This is a genomic window from Amycolatopsis sp. lyj-109 (genome assembly GCF_046548995.1).
Taxonomy (GTDB): Bacteria; Actinomycetota; Actinomycetes; order Mycobacteriales; family Pseudonocardiaceae; genus Amycolatopsis.
In genome coordinates this window covers 61,834-82,532 of record NZ_JAJPWR010000009.1, presented here as the reverse complement: position 1 = coordinate 82,532, position 20,699 = coordinate 61,834, and the positions used below count along the sequence as shown (strand labels likewise).

The 20,699-nt window shown below is 64.2% G+C and carries 18 protein-coding genes; 10 read left to right on the top strand and 8 right to left on the bottom strand.

Features of this window, described 5'->3' with window-relative positions; all coding sequences use genetic code 11:
* Window positions 1–213 precede the first annotated feature (213 nt).
* Entirely contained in the window at window positions 214–861 is a 648-nt protein-coding gene (locus ACLJQF_RS21350; protein ID WP_410611011.1) for an HAD family hydrolase, read from the top strand.
* Here ACLJQF_RS21350 and ACLJQF_RS21345 read toward each other — a convergent pair whose 3' ends face one another.
* Window positions 862–2,121: a helix-turn-helix domain-containing protein gene (locus tag ACLJQF_RS21345; RefSeq protein ID WP_410611010.1), complete on the bottom strand. Its 1,260-nt coding sequence runs from the start codon at window positions 2,119–2,121 to the stop codon at window positions 862–864.
* A 194-nt stretch (window positions 2,122–2,315) separates the two neighbouring features.
* Here ACLJQF_RS21345 and ACLJQF_RS21340 point away from each other — a divergent pair, with 194 nt between their 5' ends.
* The 3 genes from ACLJQF_RS21340 to ACLJQF_RS21330 all read left to right on the top strand — a co-directional run bounded on the left by ACLJQF_RS21340 (window position 2,316) and on the right by ACLJQF_RS21330 (window position 4,147).
* A complete protein-coding gene (locus ACLJQF_RS21340) occupies window positions 2,316–2,900 on the top strand; it encodes a hypothetical protein (protein ID WP_410611384.1) in 585 nt (194 codons plus the stop codon).
* Window positions 2,901–3,122: 222 nt separating this feature from the next.
* Complete coding sequence (locus ACLJQF_RS21335; protein ID WP_410611008.1) at window positions 3,123–3,353, top strand: hypothetical protein; 231 nt, start codon at window positions 3,123–3,125, stop codon at window positions 3,351–3,353.
* Entirely contained in the window at window positions 3,350–4,147 is a 798-nt protein-coding gene (locus ACLJQF_RS21330; protein ID WP_410611007.1) for a Scr1 family TA system antitoxin-like transcriptional regulator, read from the top strand. Before ACLJQF_RS21335 ends, ACLJQF_RS21330 begins: the two co-directional genes overlap by 4 nt.
* On the opposite strand, the gene ACLJQF_RS21325 is transcribed toward ACLJQF_RS21330, so the two are convergent.
* Window positions 4,123–5,163, bottom strand: a complete 1,041-nt coding sequence (locus ACLJQF_RS21325) for a LysR family transcriptional regulator (RefSeq protein ID WP_410611006.1) — start codon at window positions 5,161–5,163, stop codon at window positions 4,123–4,125. The two genes, ACLJQF_RS21330 and ACLJQF_RS21325, sit on opposite strands and share 25 nt — an antisense overlap.
* Before the next feature lie 175 nt (window positions 5,164–5,338).
* Here ACLJQF_RS21325 and ACLJQF_RS21320 point away from each other — a divergent pair, with 175 nt between their 5' ends.
* The 4 genes from ACLJQF_RS21320 to ACLJQF_RS21305 are packed head-to-tail and all read left to right on the top strand — an operon-like array spanning window position 5,339 to window position 8,433.
* Window positions 5,339–6,445 (top strand): radical SAM protein, encoded by a 1,107-nt coding sequence (locus tag ACLJQF_RS21320; RefSeq protein ID WP_410611004.1) that lies wholly within the window; start codon window positions 5,339–5,341, stop codon window positions 6,443–6,445.
* Complete coding sequence (gene tmk, locus ACLJQF_RS21315; RefSeq protein ID WP_410611002.1) at window positions 6,442–7,074, top strand: dTMP kinase; 633 nt, start codon at window positions 6,442–6,444, stop codon at window positions 7,072–7,074. Before ACLJQF_RS21320 ends, tmk begins: the two co-directional genes overlap by 4 nt.
* Window positions 7,065–7,880: an endonuclease/exonuclease/phosphatase family protein gene (locus ACLJQF_RS21310; RefSeq protein WP_410611000.1), complete on the top strand. Its 816-nt coding sequence runs from the start codon at window positions 7,065–7,067 to the stop codon at window positions 7,878–7,880. Before tmk ends, ACLJQF_RS21310 begins: the two co-directional genes overlap by 10 nt.
* A 58-nt stretch (window positions 7,881–7,938) precedes the next feature.
* Window positions 7,939–8,433 (top strand): NUDIX hydrolase, encoded by a 495-nt coding sequence (locus ACLJQF_RS21305; protein ID WP_410610999.1) that lies wholly within the window; start codon window positions 7,939–7,941, stop codon window positions 8,431–8,433.
* Window positions 8,434–8,483: 50 nt separating this feature from the next.
* Here ACLJQF_RS21305 and ACLJQF_RS21300 read toward each other — a convergent pair whose 3' ends face one another.
* The 4 genes from ACLJQF_RS21300 to ACLJQF_RS21285 all read right to left on the bottom strand — a co-directional run bounded on the left by ACLJQF_RS21300 (window position 8,484) and on the right by ACLJQF_RS21285 (window position 11,334).
* Entirely contained in the window at window positions 8,484–8,681 is a 198-nt protein-coding gene (locus ACLJQF_RS21300) for a hypothetical protein (RefSeq protein WP_410610997.1), read from the bottom strand.
* Between the two features lie 367 nt (window positions 8,682–9,048).
* Window positions 9,049–9,876, bottom strand: coding sequence for an LLM class flavin-dependent oxidoreductase (locus ACLJQF_RS21295; RefSeq protein ID WP_410610996.1), 828 nt, complete (start codon window positions 9,874–9,876; stop codon window positions 9,049–9,051).
* Window positions 9,877–10,061: 185 nt separating this feature from the next.
* Window positions 10,062–10,685: a GNAT family N-acetyltransferase gene (locus tag ACLJQF_RS21290; RefSeq protein WP_410610994.1), complete on the bottom strand. Its 624-nt coding sequence runs from the start codon at window positions 10,683–10,685 to the stop codon at window positions 10,062–10,064.
* Window positions 10,686–10,740: 55 nt separating this feature from the next.
* Window positions 10,741–11,334 (bottom strand): hypothetical protein, encoded by a 594-nt coding sequence (locus ACLJQF_RS21285; RefSeq protein ID WP_410610992.1) that lies wholly within the window; start codon window positions 11,332–11,334, stop codon window positions 10,741–10,743.
* A gap of 750 nt (window positions 11,335–12,084) precedes the next feature.
* Here ACLJQF_RS21285 and ACLJQF_RS21280 point away from each other — a divergent pair.
* On the top strand, window positions 12,085–12,666 hold the full coding sequence (locus ACLJQF_RS21280; protein ID WP_410610991.1) for a hypothetical protein: 582 nt from the start codon (window positions 12,085–12,087) through the stop codon (window positions 12,664–12,666).
* Window positions 12,663–14,195: a hypothetical protein gene (locus ACLJQF_RS21275; protein ID WP_410610990.1), complete on the top strand. Its 1,533-nt coding sequence runs from the start codon at window positions 12,663–12,665 to the stop codon at window positions 14,193–14,195. The genes ACLJQF_RS21280 and ACLJQF_RS21275 overlap by 4 nt, the downstream gene beginning before the upstream one ends.
* 166 nt (window positions 14,196–14,361) lie before the next feature.
* On the opposite strand, the gene ACLJQF_RS21270 is transcribed toward ACLJQF_RS21275, so the two are convergent.
* Both ACLJQF_RS21270 and ACLJQF_RS21265 read right to left on the bottom strand, forming a co-directional pair.
* A complete protein-coding gene (locus ACLJQF_RS21270) occupies window positions 14,362–17,154 on the bottom strand; it encodes a class I SAM-dependent DNA methyltransferase (protein WP_410610989.1) in 2,793 nt (930 codons plus the stop codon).
* Complete coding sequence (locus ACLJQF_RS21265) at window positions 17,151–20,606, bottom strand: helicase-related protein (protein ID WP_410610987.1); 3,456 nt, start codon at window positions 20,604–20,606, stop codon at window positions 17,151–17,153. The genes ACLJQF_RS21270 and ACLJQF_RS21265 overlap by 4 nt, the downstream gene beginning before the upstream one ends.
* Between the last annotated feature and the right edge of the window lie 93 nt (window positions 20,607–20,699).

The following is a 20,699-nucleotide window of genomic DNA, read 5'->3' as shown; positions in this document are numbered from 1 at the left end:
ACTCCGCGACCTCGAACAACCCGAACCTACCACGCAACTAGAACATGTGTTCGATCGACGGCTTCCAGTCACCTCAGGTCAGGCCATCACAAGGCGACCGCTCCAATCTGGCCCACCTCGACAGCTCCAGCCAGCCTTGTTGGGGACGGCCTGCCGCAGCAGCAACAGAGTGACAGACTCGGGCGCAGAACGTCATCGACGGAAGGAAGAGCCATGCCGGTGAGGGCGGTAGTCCTCGACATCGGGGAGACCGTGCTCGACGACACGCGCGAGTGGAACGCCTGGGCCGACTGGATCGGCGTCGGCCGGCACACGTTCTCGACCGTGCTCGGCGCGGTCACCGTCTCCGGCCGGGACAACGCCGAGACCTTCCGGTACTTCAAGCCGGACTTCGACGTCGCCGCCGAGCGGCAGCGTCGCGAAGACGCCGGCAAGGGCGAGCACATCGATGAGAGCGACCTCTACCCCGACGTCCGGCCCGCCCTCGCCCAGCTCCAGGAGAAGGGGCTCTGGGTCGGGCTCGCCGGCAACCAGACCACCAAAGCCGGAAGCCTGCTCCGCAAGCTCGACCTCTCCGTCGACGCGATCGCAACCTCGGCCGAGTGGGGCGTCGCCAAGCCGGACCCCGCCTTCTTCCGGCACGTCATCGAGCTGGCCGGCGTCGCTCCCAACGAGCTGCTCTACGTCGGGGACCACCGGGACAACGACGTCGTCGCCGGTCACGCCGCCGGGCTCTGGACGGCATTGATCCGTCGCGGTCCATGGGGACACTTGTGGGCTGACGACCCGGCAGTGCTGGCGAACGCCGACTGGATCATCAACTCGCTGAACGAACTGCCCAACCTGATCGCCAGAACTTGATCACGACACGTCAGCCCATGCGGCGAACGTCGCCAGCTCGTCGCTGACCGTCCGCTGCCCGCGCAGGAGCGATCGCAGTGCCGCCTTGACCCGAGGATGCTCCCGGGTGTGGAGCGGCGCGACGCTTTTGGCCAGCTGGAGCGACGCGAAAGCGTCGTCGGGCCGACCGACCTCGAGCTGTGCCGGAGCCAGGTCGATGTAGAAGTGCGATCGGCGCTCGGCCGGAAGCTCGCGCGGCGGATGCCAGCCGGTGCCGCGCTGCACCGCGGTCGGGCTGTCACCCAGCTCCTGCGCAACAGCTACCTCGTGAATACGGACCGAAGCCGGTCCGAAGGCCGTTCCGAGGTAGACACCTTCGGGCGTGTGCTCGGCAGCTCGATACGCCTCTGCGAGGTGATCACCTGCTTCTTCCGCCTTACCCGCACGTGCAGAAACGACGGCAGCCCGCATCGCCAGCGATCCGCGGGCAGCTTCGCTGTCTACTGTGGATCGGGTAGCTGGTATCCGATCGATGGCGCGGACGAGCGAGCGGTGCGCGGTTTCCAGATCACTCACCGCAAAGAACATTTCGGTACGCACATAGGCGACTGCCGCATCGAGGAATGGACGATCGATCTGGGAACCGGCCAGCCGCATGGCGGTGATGATCTGGCTCGAGAGGTCGGTGTAGCCGTACTTGAAAGCCAAGCCGTCAGCTGCCCGGTAAGCCAGGACCAGCAACTCCGTTGTGTTGCTGCGTTCCTGTTCGTCGATCGCCATGTGGCACGCCCGCCCCAGCTCCATCAGGAGATCCGGCAGATCGACGACCAGTTGCGCATAGCGCGCCTGGACACGCTGTTCTGTCACCTGGGAGACAGCTGCTCGCAGGGCGTGCGCCGGACGAACGGGACCGTCGTCCGGCTCGTCGCAAGCCAACAGCGCCCGCCTTAGCGCCGTCATGCCGACACGCACTGCATCGTCCCTGAGCTGAGTGGTGCGCGGGGATCGGTTTTCGCGCCGCAGCTCCGCCTGCTCCTGCTTCGCCGCCTCCCAGAGCCGCCGCAGCTCGCCACCCGTGCGCAGACCACGGTCGAGCGCATCGACCAGTTCACGCGACGGCAGGTTCCGCCCTTCCCGCTCTGCCAGTGACACGTAGTTGCGCGTGTAGCCGATCCGCCGGGCCAGCTCGGACTGACTCAGGCCCGCGGCCGATCGGAGGCGCCGGATCTCCCGCACGAGATGGTCGGCGGCCGGCCGCGTCTCCGTCTGCTCGTCAGTCACGTCGTTCTCCCGATCCGTTCACAGGGGGTAAATCGGCACGTTCGTCATTTACCCCCTTCCGGCATCGTCGCTGGCCAGGGTCCCATGGTGATCGTTCCGACGTCACGATGCAGGAGGGAACCGGTGAACACAACCGCCATGCCGGTATCCGGCGAAGCACTACCTGATTTGAGGAACGCCGAAGGGTGGACTCGATGATGCCCGGGGCCTCCGAGCGGCCGCTGACCATCGGGATCATGGGTCCGCACCTGACGGGCAAGAGCACGTTCATCTCCCGCCTGGCCTTGGAGCTTCGACGCAACGGATACCAAGTCGCCACCATCGCGGCGCTTGTGGAGCGGGCCCAACGGCTGGGGATACCGATCCTGCACAACCACTCCTGGGCATCGACGATGTGGTTCATCACCCGCGGCATCAGCGATGAACTGGAAGCGTGGGTCCACGCTGACGTCATCTTGGTCAACGGTGCTGTTCCCGACGCTCTGGCGTACTACCGCGCCGCCCTGGAGCACCGTGGCGATGCATCCGGTCAGGCAGAGCTCGATCAGCTCGAGAGCCTGGTGCGGAACCATAGTTCGAACTACAACCTGCTCTTCCGAACGACGCTCGACGCGGCCGCGACCGATGGAGAAACCGACGATGAGGTGTTTCGGCGCCTTGCTGATCGCTGGGTGCGCCGGGTTGCCGAAAGCCTTGACGTCACTAACGTTCCCGTGCCCTCTTCGGACCACGGCACCGCCCTGGAACTCGCCATCGGTTATGTGATCGAACGCGGATAACCCCCAGACCGGCGGCGGAGTTGCTGCCCCGACCGCAACTCCGCCGCCTCCACCACAGGTATGGCCCGGGTGAACACCATGGCACCGAACGAAGTCCAATGGCCCTCCGAGGGCGACTTGCTTCTCGCAGAAGACGCCGGATATGTGGTTCTTTGCCGGGTGCTCCTCGGGCTACGCCGTCCGTCCTTTTCGGAATCACCACCACGATCGACCGGAGCACCGATGTCCCGCGAAACCACCCGACTCGTCGACACGCTGCTGGCGACGCAGGTCCGAATCAGCCTGCTCGTGCACCAGCTTCAGGACGGAACGGCGACAACGGATGATCAGCGGCAGTTCGCAGACGGGCTCGAGGAGCTGCTGGACATCCTGCAGTCTCACGCCGCGGACGTCGACGCCGGCATCGTGCTGGCTCCGCACGACTTTCTTCTCGCAGAACGGCACTTGGCATGACCGACGCATCGTTGCGCTACCCCGGCTTCTACGTGGTCGGCCGCGCGATCCGGGAACATCGAATGGCTCGGGACATGAGCCTTCGGAAGCTGGCGCGCCTGATGGGCACCAGCCCAAGTCTCCTTTCGAGTTGGGAGACCGGAGAACGACGCATTCCAGCGGTGCCGCTGGGCTGGGCGCTCGGCCTGCTCGAAGTACCGGCCGCCGAATGCCATCTCCTCAGCCGACTTCACGCAGAATCCGAGCGTGCGAGCTACGTCGAAGGAAACAACTCCGGTGAGATCAGCCTCCAGCGTGCGTACGACCGATACACCCTTCACACCTATGAATGGGCACCGAAGGTCGTCCCGGACCTTCTCCAGACGTTCGGCTACGCTCACGCGCTTCCGGGAGCGCGCACCCGGCCCGACGACGTCGACCAGGAGATCTTCGCGCGCCGCGTCCGACAGGTCGATCGAGATTCCCGACATCGGCACACCCTCCTGCTGGGCTCGGCCGCGTTGACCCTGGAAGGCATCCCGCCGGAGGTCGTGCAGGCGCAACTTCAGGAGATTACCAACTCACCGAACCGGTGGCGGGTGGACGCCCGGATCGTCCCGGCCGACGCGGCCGTCTCTCCGACGATCGAGTCATTTGTCATCTACGAGACCGCGGAGAAGGCCTTCACCGTCGTTTTGAGACACGAGCACTCGACGGTCTACCTGTCCGACCTGGCGACAGTGAGGCGCTACAAGTCGACGTTCGATGCGCTCCAGCGGGTAGCTGTCGCCTATGACCCGGCGACCTCATGTTGAGCGTCACGGCCTGCCGGAGCGGCAGCCGCGAAGGCGTCCCAGAGCAAGTTGAGTGGGTGATCAGCGGCGTATCGCTGTCGTTCGCCTGCGCGAGCGAAGATTCCCGTGACGATTTCGAGCTCAGGTTCGTAGCCTGTGCCGAGCTGAATCTTGCGGAGGTTCGCCCCGGGCAGCCGACCGTCGATCGCTGCGTCGGCGACCCGCTCGGTCGTAAGCAGGCAGCCGAACATCAGCTTGCTGCTGAGCAGGTTGAGGCCGTAGTTGAGGGCGTCGATGTCGGCGACCACATGGAGCTTGCCGCGGTACTCCGGGCCGTACCAGCGGGTGAGGAAATCGGCCAGGAGACCCGCGGTCGGCGCGAGCAGCGGCAGGCCGACGAGGGCGTCACGCGCCACCGGCCGGTCGGGGACCTCACGGGTGCTGAAGTTGGTCAGCAGGGCGACGCGTTCGCGGTGCCACTCGAGGAAGTCGTGCGGCACGTCCGGACCGCGGCCGCGTTCGGCAGCGAACGAGCCGCACACGAGATCGACCTGCTCGGCATCCAGCTTGGTCTTCAGGTCGCGGGTCCGGACGTGCTCGATCTTGAGCTGGATGCCTCGGCGCTCGAAGGTGTCGCGCAGCTGTGGCCAGACCGCGCCGAGGAACTCGACAGTGAATTCGGTGGTGCCCACCGTGATGGTGGACCCGACCCGCCGGCGGGCGCCATGGACGCGCTCGGTCCAGGCGCGCAGCGTGCTCGTGGCCAGCGCGACGACCTCGTCGCCGGAGCTGGTGAACAGGAAGTCCTTCCCGCGTCCCTGCTTCGCGACAAGCGCCTCGCCCATCAGCCGGATCGCCGCATCGTTCAGCGTGTCGAGCTGCTTCTGCACGCTGGACTGCGACCGCTGCAGCACCCGGGCCGCGCGCTGCGCACTGCCGGTGGCATGCACGACGGCCAGCGTCCGCAGCTGATCGAGGCTCGTGTCCAGCAGCTCCGCGGGGAACCCGAGCAGCTCGACGACTTCCGAGTCCCTCACCAGCGTCTCCTCGCTTGTTTTCCAGCCGGATAGTTCCAGTTCTAGTTCGAGCAAGTGTAGCCATAATGCTCCGAAGTTTTCTTTCGAGCATTACCAGTCAATTTATTGCTCCAGCGAGCACCGAGTGGTCTACTCGTGCCACCGCCACCGCTCGCCCGACTTGGAGGTCCGAACGATGACCGTCCGTCCGATCGCCGTCGACGAGCAGGCGTCGAGCTGCTACTTCCGCACCACCGTCAACACCCCGTACCGCAAGGCACTCGTCCAGATCACCGAACGGTGCAACCTGCGCTGCGCACACTGCTTCGTCTCCGCGACCAAGCACGGCAAGGACATGCCGCTGACCGAGGTCGTGAAGAAGGTCGTTCCCCGGCTCGCCGACGCCCGGGTACGCCGGGTGACGCTGACCGGCGGCGAGCCGACCATCCACCCGGACTTCCTCGGCATCGTGCACGCCTTCCGCAACGTCGGCATCGACGTCGGCATCTGCACGAACGCCACCGAGCTCGACGACAAGCTCATCCGGCAGCTGGCCACGGCCGGCGTCCACGTCAACGTCTCGCTCGACGGGTTCGCCGCCAACTCCCACGGCCTGTTCCGCGGCGACCGCGCATCCTTCGACGTGACCGTGGCCAACGTCCGCAAGCTCGCCGCAGCCGGCCTCATGCAGGGCCTGCTCTGTACGCCGAACTCCCTGGCCGCCAACGAGGAGTACGTCCGGCTGTGCGAGTTCGCCCGCGAGAACGGCGCCCGCTACGTGCTGCTCAACCCGCTGGGCAGCATGGGCCGCGGCGTGAAATCCCAGCGCAAACTCGCCAAGACGACCATGCACATGCAGGAGATCTTCGAACTGACCGCACCATTCGACGGCCCCGACCTCGACATCGCCCACATCCGCTTCCCCAACACCGCCCGCAAACCCCTCGCCAGCTGCGAAGCCGGAACGATCATCTACGTCTTCACCCCGGGCGAGGTCACCGTCTGCCCCTACCTCGTCTTCGCCGCCCGCACTCCGATCTCCCGCCACCCCGACACCGACTTCATCGTCGGCAACATCTTCACCGACCGCGGCATCGCCGCCCGCCTCGACAACTACCGCTTCCACGACCGGTTCCAGGTCGGCGCCAACCCGACCTGCACCTCCTGCAGCCTCGAATCCCGGTGCGGCAAGGGCTGCCCGGCCGCCGTCGTCGCCGCGGGCGGCCGCATCGGCGACGTCGACACCGAGCAGTGCCCCGTCACCGCCGAAGGACACCGGCTGCTGCCGCTGGACGTCGCATGAGCGCGCCGCGGCTCCCGGGCAAGCTGGTGACCTTCGAAGGCCCCGGCGGCGTCGGGAAGACAACGATCACCACGCTGGTCGCCGACCTGCTCGAGGCAGACGGCGTGCCCGTGCACGCCACTATCCAGCCGTCCCGCACGCCTCTGGGTGAGCTGGCCCGGCACGGCACCGACACCTACCGCGACATGGCCCTGGCCTGCCTCTGCGCGGCCGACCGCCATCACCAGCTCGCCACGGAGATCCTCCCCGCTCTGGCCGAGGGCAAGGTCGTGCTATGCGACCGGTACGTCGCGTCGTCGCTGGTCCTGCAGGGGCTGGACGACATTCCCCTCGATGTCGTCTGGGCACTCAACCACGGCGTGTACCGCCCCGACCTCGTCTGCACACTCAGCGCAGCCCCGGCCGCCGTCGAACAACGCCTTCGTGCCCGCGGCGGGCATAGCCGCTTCGAACGCACCGCAGGGAGCAGCTTCCGCGAAACCTACGGCTACCTCGCGGCCACGACGTTCCTGCGCGACCAGGGCTGGCCCGTCCAGCTGGTCGAGTGCGCCGACGATCCCCGGACCACGGCTGGCACCATCGTCGACCTGATCCACCGCACCCTCACGGAGAGCCCGGCGTGCCCCTGACCGTCCTCACCCTCAACGTCGGCAACCCCGCCCTCGAACGAGCCCGCCGCCAACGCGACTGGCTCGCCCGCCGCGGCGAGGACGTCTTCGTGCTCACCGAAACCGGCTCCGGGCCCGGCACCCAGCTGATCGCCGAGTCCTACCGCGACGCCGGCTGGTCGGTCACCTTCCCCGAGCACCCGGACAAGGAACGCGGCGTCATGCTGCTCTCCAGATTCGAGTGCACCGTGGACCCCATCAATGCGGCGATGACCTACCTGCCCGCCCGACTGGCCGGCATCGCGGTGAACACCGACGACGGACCGCTGCGCATCCTCGGCGCCTACGTCCCCTCCCGCGACGCCACCGAAGCGAAGACGACCCGCAAACGCGAGTGGATCAACGCATTCCACCAGGCGTACGAAGCCACCGGCGACAACGCCGCCGTTCTCCTGCTGGGTGATCTCAACGTCCTGGAACCCGGGCACGTGCCGCCGCACCCAGGGCAGTTCGCACCGTTCGAGACCACCTTCTACACCGCACTCACCCACCAACACGGCCTCTCTGATGCCTTCCGCGCGCTGCATCCGACCGCTGTCGAGCACAGCTGGGCCCGCCGCGCCGAGCTCGGCTACCGCTACGACCACGCTCACGCCTCGCCCTCGCTCCTCGCCCACCTCACCAGCTGCTCGTACGTCCACGACACCCGTTCGGGGAACCCTGCGCTGACGGACCATTCGGGACTCGCCGTCGCGCTGACGCTCAGCGCGACCACGCCGCTGATAACGTCCGACCCGGCCGCGGACCGCGAAGCAACACTGTTCTAACCAGAGGGCTCGTGCCCCGGCCGCCGCACCAGCCGCCGAACACAAGGGGCCCCACCCGATGACCGTCGCCAGCGAACCGGCCCTGCGGGTCGGCGCCCGCGTCCTGCTCCTCAACCCCGCCGACGACGTCCTGCTCATCCACGCCCGCGACCCGGACAGCCCAGACCACCACTGGTGGGAACTCCCCGGCGGCGGACAAGACCCCGGCGAAAAGCTCGAAGACACCGCCCGCCGCGAGATCGCCGAAGAAACCGGGCTTGTCCTGAACGAGATCGGCCGCAAGCTCTGGACCCGCGAGAGCCGCTTCACCTACCGCGGCCGCGAGCACCACCGCATCGACCACGTCTACCTCGCCCGCACGGACGACACTGCACCGCAGGTCGCCATCCGGCACACCGCCAACGAACGGGCCGGGCTCATCGAGCGCCGCTGGTGGTCAGCGATCGACCTCGCCGATTGCCGGGACAAGCTGCTGCCTGCTCAGCTGCCTGACCTTCTGCAAGCGCTTCTGAACGATCACTTCCCCACCTCTTCCCTGGCGCTCACCGCCTGACCTCGCCGTTGCTGGTGGCACAGCGTGCTGAACGGCCCCGGCGAGGGACACTACTGGGCCGCTTGCCGGGCGCGGAGCCGGTCGAACCAGGTGGCGATCGACCGCTTGTACCCCTCCGGCATCGGAAGCTCGGAGACCTCGTCTTCCCGGAATTCGCCGATTCGGCTGTCCTCATGGCTGAGGACCGGCGCGGCGCTGGAGGTCGTGGTGCAGCCGTAGGTCACGATGAACACATCCTTCGCGGCCACGGCGATGTGTACACCCAGGCATCGAGGATCTCATCGACCTCGACCGGTAGCCCGGCCTCCTCGGTGATCTCGCGAGCGACGGTTTACTCGGGGGTCTCGCCGGGTTCGATCCGGCCGCCCGGCAGCTCCCATTCGTCGCGCTCGTTTATGCATCAACACGACTCGGCCATCCCGGACCAGCACGCCCTTGATCGACACCGGGTATCCAGCCTCCACCACCCGACACCAACCTCCCGCTATCCGTGCTCCTCTGTCACCGACCGTAGCGCTGCAGGACCACCGCTAGATCATCGGCACGAGGGCGCAGTCGAAGCTGCCGCCGTGCCGGCGCGTGAGAGTGTCGCACTCGGGACGCATACCTTCGCGGTCACCGGCCAGCCAGCTCGGCAACGACCGGCGCAAGAGCACCGGCAGCCTCGGCGCCGACCACGAAGTAGGAGAACCCGATCTCCTCTCGTCGCCGTTGGATCTCCTCAGCCGCGGCAGCAGGGTCACTGGGCAGGAACGCCAGCGAGTCCGCGGCCCGGACGGCAGCGGGGTCGGTGTCGGGTCCGGCCATGAACGCCGCGACCGAATCGCCGACCACCGGCACGTGCAACGCTAGTTCCACCCCGCGGCGGTTCTCGAATTGTTCTACCCGTTGCATCGTCTCGGTCCGTGCCTCGATCTGTGGCATCACGAAGGTGACCGTGTCGGCGAGTTCCGCGGCGAGCGCTTGCGCCTTCGGGCCGCCCACGGCCATGGCCACCGGCGTGTGCCGGTCCGGGCCATCGAGGTCACGCAGGGCCGCGACCACGTCACGCACCTGGCTCAGCCGCTGACCCGCCGGGGTGGCCGGCAGGCCCAGCTCACGGAGCTGGTCGGCGATCCCGGGCCGGCCGGTGCCGATGCCCAGCTCGAAACGGCCCTCGGTGAGCACGGACAACGAGTGGGCCTCCCACGCGGTGATCCACGCGGGCCGGACCGGAGACGCGTACACCCAGGTGCCCACCCGCAAGCCGGTGATCGTCGCCGCCACCGCGAGCGCCGGCCCCGGTGCCGGCTGCCACTGCGGCACGTCGGGCATCAAGATCGTCGAGTAACCGCTGTCGGCCAGCACACGCAGCTGATCACGCCAGGCCGGCAGGTCAGCGGTGATCGGCGCAACGACCCCGAACCGCAACGGCCTGATCTCGCGTGCGGAGGTACCCGCCATGGTGAAGTCCCTTCCCCTGCGGCCCGGTCTGGCGCCGAGCTCATCCCTACCACGAACGAGTGACCGCGCATCCGACACGACGCGCCAAGCAATCTGGCGTCCTCTCAAGGGCTGATCAGAATCTTGAGCAGGAGACGCACAGCATTCAATCGCGCCGCCGGACCGCTAGAAGGCCTCATAGATACTCATCGCCTACGCTCCACGAGACCGGCGTGGACACACGGCAGATCCGCCCGGCGCATGGCGATCCGGGCACGGAACGACTGCGCCACCGGCCCGTCCGGCAGTGGAGCCGTCCACCGGTAGGACGGGGCACGAGCCACCACGGCCGCCACCAGTGTCCGGCCGAAGCCGAGGCGCCGGTAGTCCGCGGCGACGTGGACGTAGTCGAGGGTGGCCGTCCGGCAGCTCGCGCACAGGCTCGCGGTGACCGCGCCGACCTCGGCGCCGTCGAGGTGGAGTTCGATCCGGCCCGCCAACGTCCCCGCGGCCGGTGGATGGGCCACCAGGACGAGCCCGTTGCCCGGGGCCGTGCCAGGTGCGTGCTGGATCGTGACGTCGAGGTGCGCCCACTCGGCGAGGCGCCGGGCCGCGGGATCGCAGCCTTCCTGCGCGCGGCAGACCTCGCAGAGCGTGCCGTGCAGCCGGTAGCGGTGGCTGTAGGGCTTGAGCTTGTCGTAGAGGTCCAGGTCGAACCGGTGACCGCGCAAGCAGACGACGAGACTGCCCGTCGCCGGCCGGACGGGAATCCGTCCGCCGAACTCGCCGCGCGCACCTGACCGAACGGCGCTGCTCGCCTGGTCGATCACCGCGCACCCCGCCACGGTTCCGACCAGCTCACAGGCCGCCGCCGCGCTGTGTGAATCATCCGGCGACCTCGGTCAGCCTGCGGTCGGCGGATGCCTCGACGGCAGCGACAGCACCGTCGGGGCCCGGAAGCCGCAGCGCCACCGTGCGAGGACGAGCCGCCGCACCGCGGCCGCGGCTGGTCGCCACCACGTCACGGAACTCCAGGTGGCCGAAGCCGTCGCCGGTAAGACCCCGCCACCGACGACTCGACACGCTCAGCTCGAGCTCCGCGCCGGGCCACTGGCCGGCGGCGAGCAGCACCGCGCCCCGGTTGCGGACACGTCCGGCCAACCGACGGGCCAACTGCGGCTCAATCCCGCGGGCGACAGCCGGACCGAGCACGACCAGATCGAACCCGTCGATCAACGCCGAGAGCACCGCGGCGACCTCAGCGCCGGGAGCGGGAATGAGAGCGAGCCGATCGAGGTCGACACCCAGCTCCGCGGCCGCCACCAGGCCGACCTCGGGCATGCCGGTGATCGCCGCCCACGATCCTTCCCGCATCGCTTCGGCCAACAAGGCCAGGACCAAGGCGGTCGAGCCGCGGACCGCCACCGTGCTGCCGCGCCGCAGACCGTCCGGCACCAGCCCGGCGAGAGCCGGCGCCACCGGCAAAGAACCGGCAGACGCCGAGGCATCCGGGGCTGGGTCACCAAGCTGCGCCGCAGTGCGGACACCAGGGATCGCCGCGAGCCCGGCCACCGCCTCCGGCACCGCCACCACGCACCTCCAGCACCACGAACACGCACCGGAGACGCCCACGAGGGGAAGCCGCGAGCGAACCCGAACTCATCGAACACTTGTTCGGATACTGCGAGACGTCTCGCACGCTGTCAAGCCGAGCCGCTCAAGCTCACCCCCGCCGTAGCTAGGCGGCAGCTCAGGGCGCTCGTCCCCGCACCCAATGTCACCGATCAGGGTGGTGACCAGCGCAAACACGGCGAAGTTAGACCAGTCGGGGTTACCGTCGAAACCAGGCGATGATGTCTCGACGTCGGGAGGCTGTCCATGGCTGCGCGTGCCTCCTCCCGCGTCCCGGATTGGGTCGAGCCGATGCTGGCCAAGGCCGACGGCAGCCGGCTGCGTGAAGGCTCGGAGTGGCGTATGAGTACAAGCCGGATGACTACCGGGCTTGCATGCAGATCGCCCTTAACAGCTCCACGGCCGGCCGCTCACCAACCTCAACGGCATCGGCTTCATCCACGAGTTCGCCGACCTCGCCGGTGTCCCCGCCCCGACGCCCAGGCCGCGGTGCTGAACGGCGAGTTGGCCCACCTCATCGGTGTCTGCGCTGTACATGCCATGATCATCTCCCTCCACGGGTGACGCTGATCACTTAGGGTTGCTATCCTGTTCCCCATGTCGGCGGCTGAGACGGTGCAGCAGAAGGGCATCGACGGTGCCGATCTGGCCAAGCGCTGGCTGGAGAGCACCACGTGGATCGAACTGCCCTTCGATGCCTACCACAATGCTCCGATTTGCACCCTGACGCGCCTGGACGGCAAGAAGAAGGTCTACGACCTGTTCGGGATGATTCACGGGAGCCCGAAGACTCCGCTGTATATCGAGTCCAAGGGCTACGATTCGGTGGGCGGGAAACAGGCGAAGGAGTTCTGGGAGTTCCTGGCCAACGCGTACAGCATTACGGCGAAAGACTTGAAGGACGGAGAGGACGCGCGCCGCGAGTTCTGGTGGATCACTCGTATGCCGTTCAGCTCAAGCGACTGGGCCGACTTAACATCGGCCGAACGGATGAAGACGGCCCTTGAGGAGCATCACTCGGAAGCTCTGGCGGACAACGAGATCGACGTTGACACATTGGCTACAGCTGCTGCACGGGTCGAAGTTTTCGTCGTCAACCGGCGCCAGGAGGACTTCATGCTCACAGCTCAAGAGCTGGCCCTAGTGGAGGGCACGCTGAACCGGAAGGGTATGAAGTGAGCACGCGCAGCGTCGCCGTGACCGAGCAGATCCGCTCAGCGATGGCGTCGAACAACGCCGACGACATCATCACCGGAGTCAAGGACGCGGTTGCGAAAGAGGTCACGTCGCTCAGCCCTGACGCCAAGATCGTCTGCACAGATTACTTCAACCATAGCTACATGCCGGACCTCGTGGTGGAATGGCATGACGCCGGAAAGCTGTACGCACGGCCGATCTTCTTGAGGAACGACCTTCGACCGGACGTCACCGAACAGGATGTACGCAGCCTAGCCCGCCAGGAACCGGTCGTACTGTCCATCACCGCCCTTGACGAGCCCTCCGTCGCAGCCGGCCCTCTGCGCGAGCGCGCCCGCGAGGCCAGCCGCGTGCTCCTTACCGACGTGGTCTCGCTCGCAGACCTGGCAGCACCTTTCGACACCCCGCGCTCCACACCGCAGGGTCGGGAAGAAGCCCCTTTGCTGCGCCTCGTGCAGGCCAACGTTCTCAAGGGCGGCCGTGGCCTATTGACACCTCATGACGTCGAGCGGCTTGCGCGGAGCGCCGCACCGCCGGAGAACGGCGCCGCTCTCACCGAACAGTTCCTGGCAACTTTCCAGGAGACTACCGATGAGATGTTCACACCCGATGCTGCCTTACGTCTCCGACGCTCGGCAGAGCTTCTCAGACTTGGGCTCTCAACCGAAGTCGTCGACGCTATTGCTGGAACAAGCGGAGAGCTGTCCGAAATTGAGCTTCGGGTACTGATTCCGTACTTGCTCGCCGACGAGACCGCGCGAACCAACACCCGACTCTGGCAATTCATTGGCTCGATGATGTCCCTTGAGAGGCTCGAAGAGCTCAGCGACGTCCTAGTCGACATGGACGTTACCGCCCTCGTCGTGCCGAACCTTGAAGTCTGGACAGGCAAGCGAGCACAGCTGGTGATCAACAGCTCACATGACGATGACTCAACCGCAGAGCTATCAACGCCGATGCTACGGAATTCTGAATTAGACTCGGAAGACGGAGGCAAGGGCCTGAACGACGGTGATCCCTTCTGGTTCGTTCGCAACCGGCTACTTACCGCCGAAGCTGCTTTGTGGCGCCTTCTGATCGCATCCGACGCCCGCAGGCTGAAGGGACGCACCGATAGTACCGCTGCGAACTGGGACGACATCGCTCCGCTGATCAACGGACTTGCGCTCGACTCAGTCGACCTGCGCGGCTTGTCTCGGCGGATCTACGTCGGCGCCGAGGGAGATGGCGACGTCAGCTCAGATATCGCGCGGATTCGATCTTCGATCGACGACAGCTACCAAGTCACTAAGGTGAACGTTCGCCGGCCCGACGACGAGTCACCTGGAAGCTTGAACGTGGACTTCACGGAAATGACAGTTACTGCGGGACGTGGGGGTGCATCGATCGCATCGCTGGTCCGAGCTGCGGAACTGCTCGCCCATCGACAGCCGACCGACTTCTCCGCGCTCACAGCCACTCAAGCTCTGTCGATCACCAGAGCCGACAGCCAAGAACCCGAGAGCGACTAACCGCAGTGCCCAATCGCGGCAGTTCTGCAGGATGCGAAACCGTCTTGACCAGCAATTAACACAATCCAGCAGGCGCACGCAGCCCAGATCTCTACTCACAACACGCCAGACCAAGCAGGACGGCGGTCCCCACAGGCGATATCCGCGACTTCCAAGCGGCTCGTAATCAACCTTGGGGAGATCGCCGACGCTTCCGACCGTCAAGACTCGCGGTGGCCATGAGCGGAGAGATCAACTCTTCGTATCGATCGAATAGCAACTGCTGGCGCTCCCGTTCTGATCTACAGGGGCGCGAGGCCCCGAAAGCGCGGTCAACGACGCGATCCAACGCATCGTGTGCCGCGATCAACTCCGCGGCCATACTTTGCGGCTCATAGTGCTCAGCGAGTGACTTCTCCGGCTTCATCGCGCGTGCGGCTAAGATCTCTCGGCCAGCATCGATAATTTGACTCCGAACCGCCGCAGTAACAGGCGGCAGTGGCAGCGTATTCCAGACGATCGTGTTCGTGAAGCTTGGGTCTGACTTCAGCCGTCCACCGACAGTCTTTTGCCACGTGATGAACATGGACGATGAAATCACGGAAAAAAGATAACCGTCTGGGTCGGGCGAGGTGAACAACTTGATCGACGCGATCACCTCCGGGGAGACTCTCGCAACTGTTGCGTAGCGCCGATTCTCGGTGAACGTCTGCGGGATCCCAAGGTAGTCCGAGGCAGGCTGGCGGCGCTCTTCGAACAGGTGCGGCGTGGTCGCACCCTTTCTGGTAGCAACCTTGGGGCTCTCAAGTCGTTTCTTTCTAACCTCCTCAAGTCGCTCACGCACTAATGGGCTCTGCATTAGTTCTTCAATATCGGCCCCGACAAACCAGAGACACCAGCGATCGTGTCCGTTGATCAGCTCGTCACCACCTTTATACGGCCGAAGGTACCGAGCAGCCACGGGGTCCGACGACACAACGGCGTACTCTTCTGGCTCCACGGTGAGAAACCCCCAATCGACCGCCTTTGAGCCGGCGATCACCTCCGGCAGTTCAGGCGACAGTGGATGCATCCGCTTCTGCACCAATAGATTCGGCCCGTCAACCAGATAGGCATTGATTTCCTTAACGCGCGATACCCGCTCGTCAACAGGACTTGAGCCGTGCTCAAATAAGAGCGGAGGTGTGCCCGCCTCCTTGGTGAATCCCACGATTACGCAGTGCACCGCAGCCTGGCCAGTAGCTTCAGATTTCCACGGAAACGTTCGATGTGCAAACTTGACTCGCCATCCCAATGAGAAGATACGACCCCAAAGGGTCGGGACAGCCTGGCCTTGAGAGATCGAGTTTGTTGAAACAAAAGCCCAAAGCCCAGGGCGATCTGCGTAATAGTCTATTGCCTTTGCGTACCAACCTGTAACATAGTCGAGGAATCCGTCATAGCGAGCTCCCCATACAAGCCGAAGATCTTCGACCTGAGCTCTACTACGTTCCTTGGTGCCAATAAAAGGAGGATTTCCTGCAATAATGGTTCCATCCGATGGAGTGCAGACTTGCACCCAATCCATGCGAAGCGCATTGGCTACGACAATAGTAGCCTGCTCTTGGATAGGAAGTCGATCAGGGGCCCAGCCGAGGCGTTCAGTAAGTTTTAGGTCACACTGTCGGTCGATCAAAAACATGGCAGTTTCAGCGATTCGCGCTGGCCATTCATCGATTTCAATCCCGAAAAAGTGGTCGAGCGTCACCTTGAGGCCTACATTGGCGAACAGCATGGTACCGTCGCCGGTAATCTCATGCAGGCGTTCCATGATGGCCAGTTCGAGGTCGCGGAGCTCCCGATACGCAACAATAATGAAGTTTCCGCAGCCACAGGCGGGGTCCATGTAACGGATTGCGCCGAGCCTGTCACGGAGTTTGCGGAGCCGGTCGGCTTCGTATTTATCGAGAGTCTTGATGTGCGCAAACTCGGCTCGCAGCTCGTCCAAGAACAGCGGGTTTAGGGTCTTAAGGATATTCTCCTCGGACGTATAGTGCTCGCCAAGCTCCCGGCGTGTCTTAGCGTTGCGGACAGATTGAAACATTGATCCGAAGATGGCGGGACTAATGGTTGCCCAGTCCCGGTCGCAGGCTTCGAGTATGATGTTGCGGAACTCGGCGTTAATAACCGGGAGCGTGATGCGTTCGCGGAAGATACCGCCGTTGACATACCGAAAGCCGTCAAACTTCCCCGATGCACCATCCCTCATGGCTGGCGGCATATCAAGATACTCGAACAGTTCTGCGAGACGCTCCCCAATGTTTGAACCATCCGGGAAGGTATGCTCGTAAATGAAGTCGCGAAAGAGATCCTGAGCCCACATGCCTGTATCATCACCGAACATGAGAAACAGGATCCGCGCAAGGGTAACGGAGATCTGATGGTCACGCTCTTTACGTTCGCAATCTACAGAATACGCCTTTTCCATTGCCATATAGAGGCGGGCCATGATCTTGGACGCATGCTTCGTTTCGTTCTGCGCTTCAACGTCGAACGCGGAGCGAACTTTCGCCAGGACCGCGTTTGGATCGAGCACTACATCGGCGGGTAGACGAATAGCGTCGAGCTTAGCCGCAAACTTCGGATTGGGAACACCGGTGCGGTGCAGGTGTCGACTCAGCCGAATCGCAGTGGAGCTGCTTGTGGCGCGCCTGACCGGCCAGCGCCACACCTGCTCGGTTGCGTCGTGGAAGATGACGAGCCGGTCCGTTGTTGTCTTCGCGATCAGCTGATCGAGCGCTGCCTCGAGCTTTGAACCTGGCCTCTGATCGCACACCCAGACGCGAAGTCCCTTATAGGAAGAGACGTTGGTCGCGATGAGGTTGTGCCCGTCTTCGCTGTAGACGACTGGAGGGTGGTCAGGCCGCGACCAATTCAGGTCTTGAATGAACAACTTTTGGTAGTCATGCTCCTCAGCTCGGGAGATGAGCGGGTCGGTCATTCTTCTCGTACTCCTACCGAACAGACGATCTTGATCGTGTCAGAATCGGTTGACTTGATGACAAGCCGATCCTCGGCGTGCAGTTGCGCGATCAGGTCGGCTAGGTCATCGAGGCTGTACCGGTTGCGGCGTGCCTGAGTTAGCCGGACGGTGGCGTGCTCTGTGAGCGGCCGCTCGTGCAGGGCACTGAGCGCATCTGCCGCCTTCTCACCGAACACTGTTCCCCCAAGGCGCTGCCAGGCCCACTTGCGAACACCTTTCAAGTTGCCAGCAGCGATCGTCTCTGTCTTCAGCGGGCCCTGGACCAGGGCCTTCTCCTGGTCGAAGTGGTCCTGGCGTAGGGGTGCTGTCGGGGTATCGGGGTCGGCGCGGAATATCCGCAGCGCTTCCAGCGGGGTGAGCAGCTGTTGAGTGACCCCGTGCGGGGTACTGATGGCAGTGGCGAAGGCGTCGACGCCGGAGGCGGTGGCGACGTAGCAGGTGACGCTACCGTGGTTCTCGTGCAGGTACTGGTCGCGGGTGCTGTGGACCATGTCTTGCATAGTCAGAACTTTTGCCGCGGCTTGGGGGTGCTTGTGTTGTGCATTGGACCACACAAGCCAAGCTTCACTGACAGCGTCAGCCTCCCCCTCTGCGTCATCGGGGTCGTCGGCGACTCGGCCGTTGTAGAAGTCATCAAGGATCTTAATTTCCTGCTCACCCCCAAAGAACTGCTCGTCCGAGCCGAAAGCTTCAGCGGCTGCACCAAGGCGCGCCCTTATGCGTTGTCGCAGGCGGATCTGCTGCTCGATCTTCTCATGGGTGATCAGGTAGACGTGAACGGTGTCAGACTTCTGGCCGACGCGGTCGACACGACCGGCGCGCTGGATAATCCCGATAATGGCCCACGGCAGGTCGTAGTTTACGACGATGTGGGAATCCTGCAGGTTCTGCCCTTCAGACAGAACGTCTGTGGCCACCAGCACATCGATCGGATCGGAGAGGGCGGCTGCGTCAGGTTGGTTCTGCCCCGGAAGCTTGTTGGACTCCGGCGAGAACCGTCGAGCGATCATCGCGGGGTTGTCCGTGCTGCCGGAAGCGAGGCCGACGTGATCTATGCCAGCTTCACTTAGTGTGCCGGCGACGTATGTAGCGGTGTCGACGTACTCGCTGAAAATGAGGACCTTTTCGCCAAGGTGCTGGTTGCTTAGCAGGTCGACGAGTGCATTGATCTTGGAGTCGCGAGCGGGATCCCAGTTGCCGAACCGGTCAAGGAGGGCAGTGATGGCCTCGTTGTCCCTTATCAGATCTTTGCGCAAGGAGGATCTGAAGACGGTACTGTTAACCCACTTGGTCTTGACGGGCAAGGACGAGACCAGAGCTTGGTAACGGGTGGCGATGCTGCCGTGTAGGTCACCGTCGCCTTCGATGTCTTCATCGGTGATGGCGATCTGCTTGTCACTGTAGGACCCGAGCGGTATCGGAAGCTGATTGTCGATGGCGTAGATGAACAGCTCGTTGCGCGTGCGTTGACGTTGCAGGGACAAGATGAACGAGTGGCCGGACGAAGAGAGCCGCTTGAACAAGCCGATCCGCACGAAGCCGCTGACGTTGCCGCGACCTGAGCGGATATCGTCAAGATTTCTCGCGTCAGCCTCAGTATGGTTGGCCCTAGGATTATCGTAGTCGGCAAGCCTGTATCGGGGGAGGATCAGGTCACGGATCGCATCGAGCGTCGCGTCGTCCTCCATCAGTGCGGCGGGGTCGTCCATGCTGAAGGTGTGACTGAGCGGAGTTGCAATTCGGGTTGGAAAGAAAAATTTCTCGCCGTTGGCAAATTGAAGGTACTCACGCTCCACGTAGGTGCCGTTGGACCCAGTCACCAGCTGCTTCTTGGCGGTGCGCTTGATGAAAGAGCGGGTACGGCGCACGAGGTGATCGCTCATTAGCCGCTTCCAGTCCTCGGGCTCTTCGGACCGGCGGAATGCTGTCAGGGTGTTGATCTTGCCGTCAACCTTGGCGACCAGGCCGGGATCGGCGAGTAAGGCCGCAGTCGGGACGATGCCCAAATCATCGTCCTCGTCGATATAGAGGCCGATCTGGTTGGCGACGTCGGTAAAGGCAAGGTTGTAAGGCGTCGCCGTGAGCAGGAGTACCTTGGAGCCATTGGCACGGATGTAGCGGTGGATCGCCTCGTATGCGACAGTACCGTTGTTGCGCAGGTTGTGCGACTCATCGCAGATCACGAGGTTAAACCGTTTGAGCTCAGGCAGGACCTTGTCGACCATCGAGTAGGGCACAACTCTGCCGTTGATGTCGTAGGCGTCGAGGTGCTCCGTCCACATCGGCTCGAGGTTCTTCGGGCACAACACCAGAGTAGAGTAGTCTTCGGCGGCTTGAAGCATCAGTGCAGTCGCGACCGCGGTGAGAGTCTTCCCGAGACCGACGACGTCACCAAGCATTGTGCCGCCGCGACGTACTACCCGCCGGGCCAGGGTGCGCACAGCGCTCTCCTGGTAATCCAGCAGCAGGGTGCTCATTGACTTCGGAAGCACATAGCCCATTCCGTCACGAGCGTCCTGCGCCAGGGAGTGACATACTTTCAAGTACACTTCGAACGGGGTGGGTTGGTCTTCGTCGGCCCACGATTCGCTGATCAATCCAATGATTTCCTCGGTGATGGTCAGAGAGAACGGGTCGTCCCATCTCTCGTCGAACCAGGCGGCAAGCTTACCGGTGGCGTCCGAATCTTGAACGTCGATGTTGAGCTCAAGATTGCGATGCAGACCGGCGCCAGTGAGGTTTGACGAGCCGACGTATGCCCAGCGGGCACCGTGCTTTTTCGCCGGGGCGTGGAATATGTAGGTTTTACCGTGCAGTGGCTTCTCGGTAAAAACCTTCATCGCGACGACTCCGTCATGCAACTGGCGTTTGAGCGTTTGCAGCGTCACTTGTCCGTCGGGCGTGGCAAGGCCGCGCATAAGTTGGGTGCGCAAGTGCTTGACGAGCTGGTCACGCCTCGCGAGGGCCCGTTCGCGGTCGTGGATGTCCGCCCCGTACTCCGGTGGTTGGACCTGGTCCTGCAGCAAGTCCAATAGCTGCTCGGAGTCCGAAGGAGCCACCATCCCGACGAGGACGCGCGCGGCCGGTCGCTCGCCCGGAGTGGGCTTGAGTTTGGAGTCAAGAATATCGGCGAAGGCAGACCATCCGCGCAAGTCAAGGTAACCTGTAGCAACATCGACAGTGTCGAAGTCGCGGAGGGACTCGCGTAGCGCCAACCCGAGACGGGTGCCGTCGGTGATGTTGTCGAAGATATTCGGCACGGGTTCGGTTCTCTCTGCAGGTTGCTCGGCGGGGTCTAGGTCGGTGCTGCCATCAGATCGCGGGCGCAGGAGCGCCACACGGTAGTAGTTGAAGTCTAGATCGAGCAGGGCATCGACGGCTTCAGCGGCGACGAGCCGGTGCCCAGCCACTCCCAGAGCCAGAACTCCTTGAACCGGTCCGCGTAGACAATGTTCGACGCTGGGGACGGTCCGGATGAGCCCTCAACGTGGCACCTTCGTCCA

Excerpts from the sequence above, each read along its gene's own strand:
- ACLJQF_RS21270 (WP_410610989.1), bottom strand. The coding sequence starts at position 17,154 with ATGACCGACCCGCTCATCTCCCGAGCTGAGGAGCATGACTACCAAAAG.
- ACLJQF_RS21305 (WP_410610999.1), top strand. The coding sequence starts at position 7,939 with ATGACCGTCGCCAGCGAACCGGCCCTGCGGGTCGGCGCCCGCGTCCTG.
- ACLJQF_RS21335 (WP_410611008.1), top strand. The coding sequence starts at position 3,123 with ATGTCCCGCGAAACCACCCGACTCGTCGACACGCTGCTGGCGACGCAG.
- ACLJQF_RS21340 (WP_410611384.1), top strand. The coding sequence starts at position 2,316 with ATGATGCCCGGGGCCTCCGAGCGGCCGCTGACCATCGGGATCATGGGT.
- ACLJQF_RS21320 (WP_410611004.1), top strand. The coding sequence starts at position 5,339 with ATGACCGTCCGTCCGATCGCCGTCGACGAGCAGGCGTCGAGCTGCTAC.
- tmk (WP_410611002.1), top strand. The coding sequence starts at position 6,442 with ATGAGCGCGCCGCGGCTCCCGGGCAAGCTGGTGACCTTCGAAGGCCCC.
- ACLJQF_RS21350 (WP_410611011.1), top strand. The coding sequence starts at position 214 with ATGCCGGTGAGGGCGGTAGTCCTCGACATCGGGGAGACCGTGCTCGAC.
- ACLJQF_RS21330 (WP_410611007.1), top strand. The coding sequence starts at position 3,350 with ATGACCGACGCATCGTTGCGCTACCCCGGCTTCTACGTGGTCGGCCGC.
- ACLJQF_RS21295 (WP_410610996.1), bottom strand. The coding sequence starts at position 9,876 with ATGGCGGGTACCTCCGCACGCGAGATCAGGCCGTTGCGGTTCGGGGTC.
- ACLJQF_RS21280 (WP_410610991.1), top strand. The coding sequence starts at position 12,085 with ATGTCGGCGGCTGAGACGGTGCAGCAGAAGGGCATCGACGGTGCCGAT.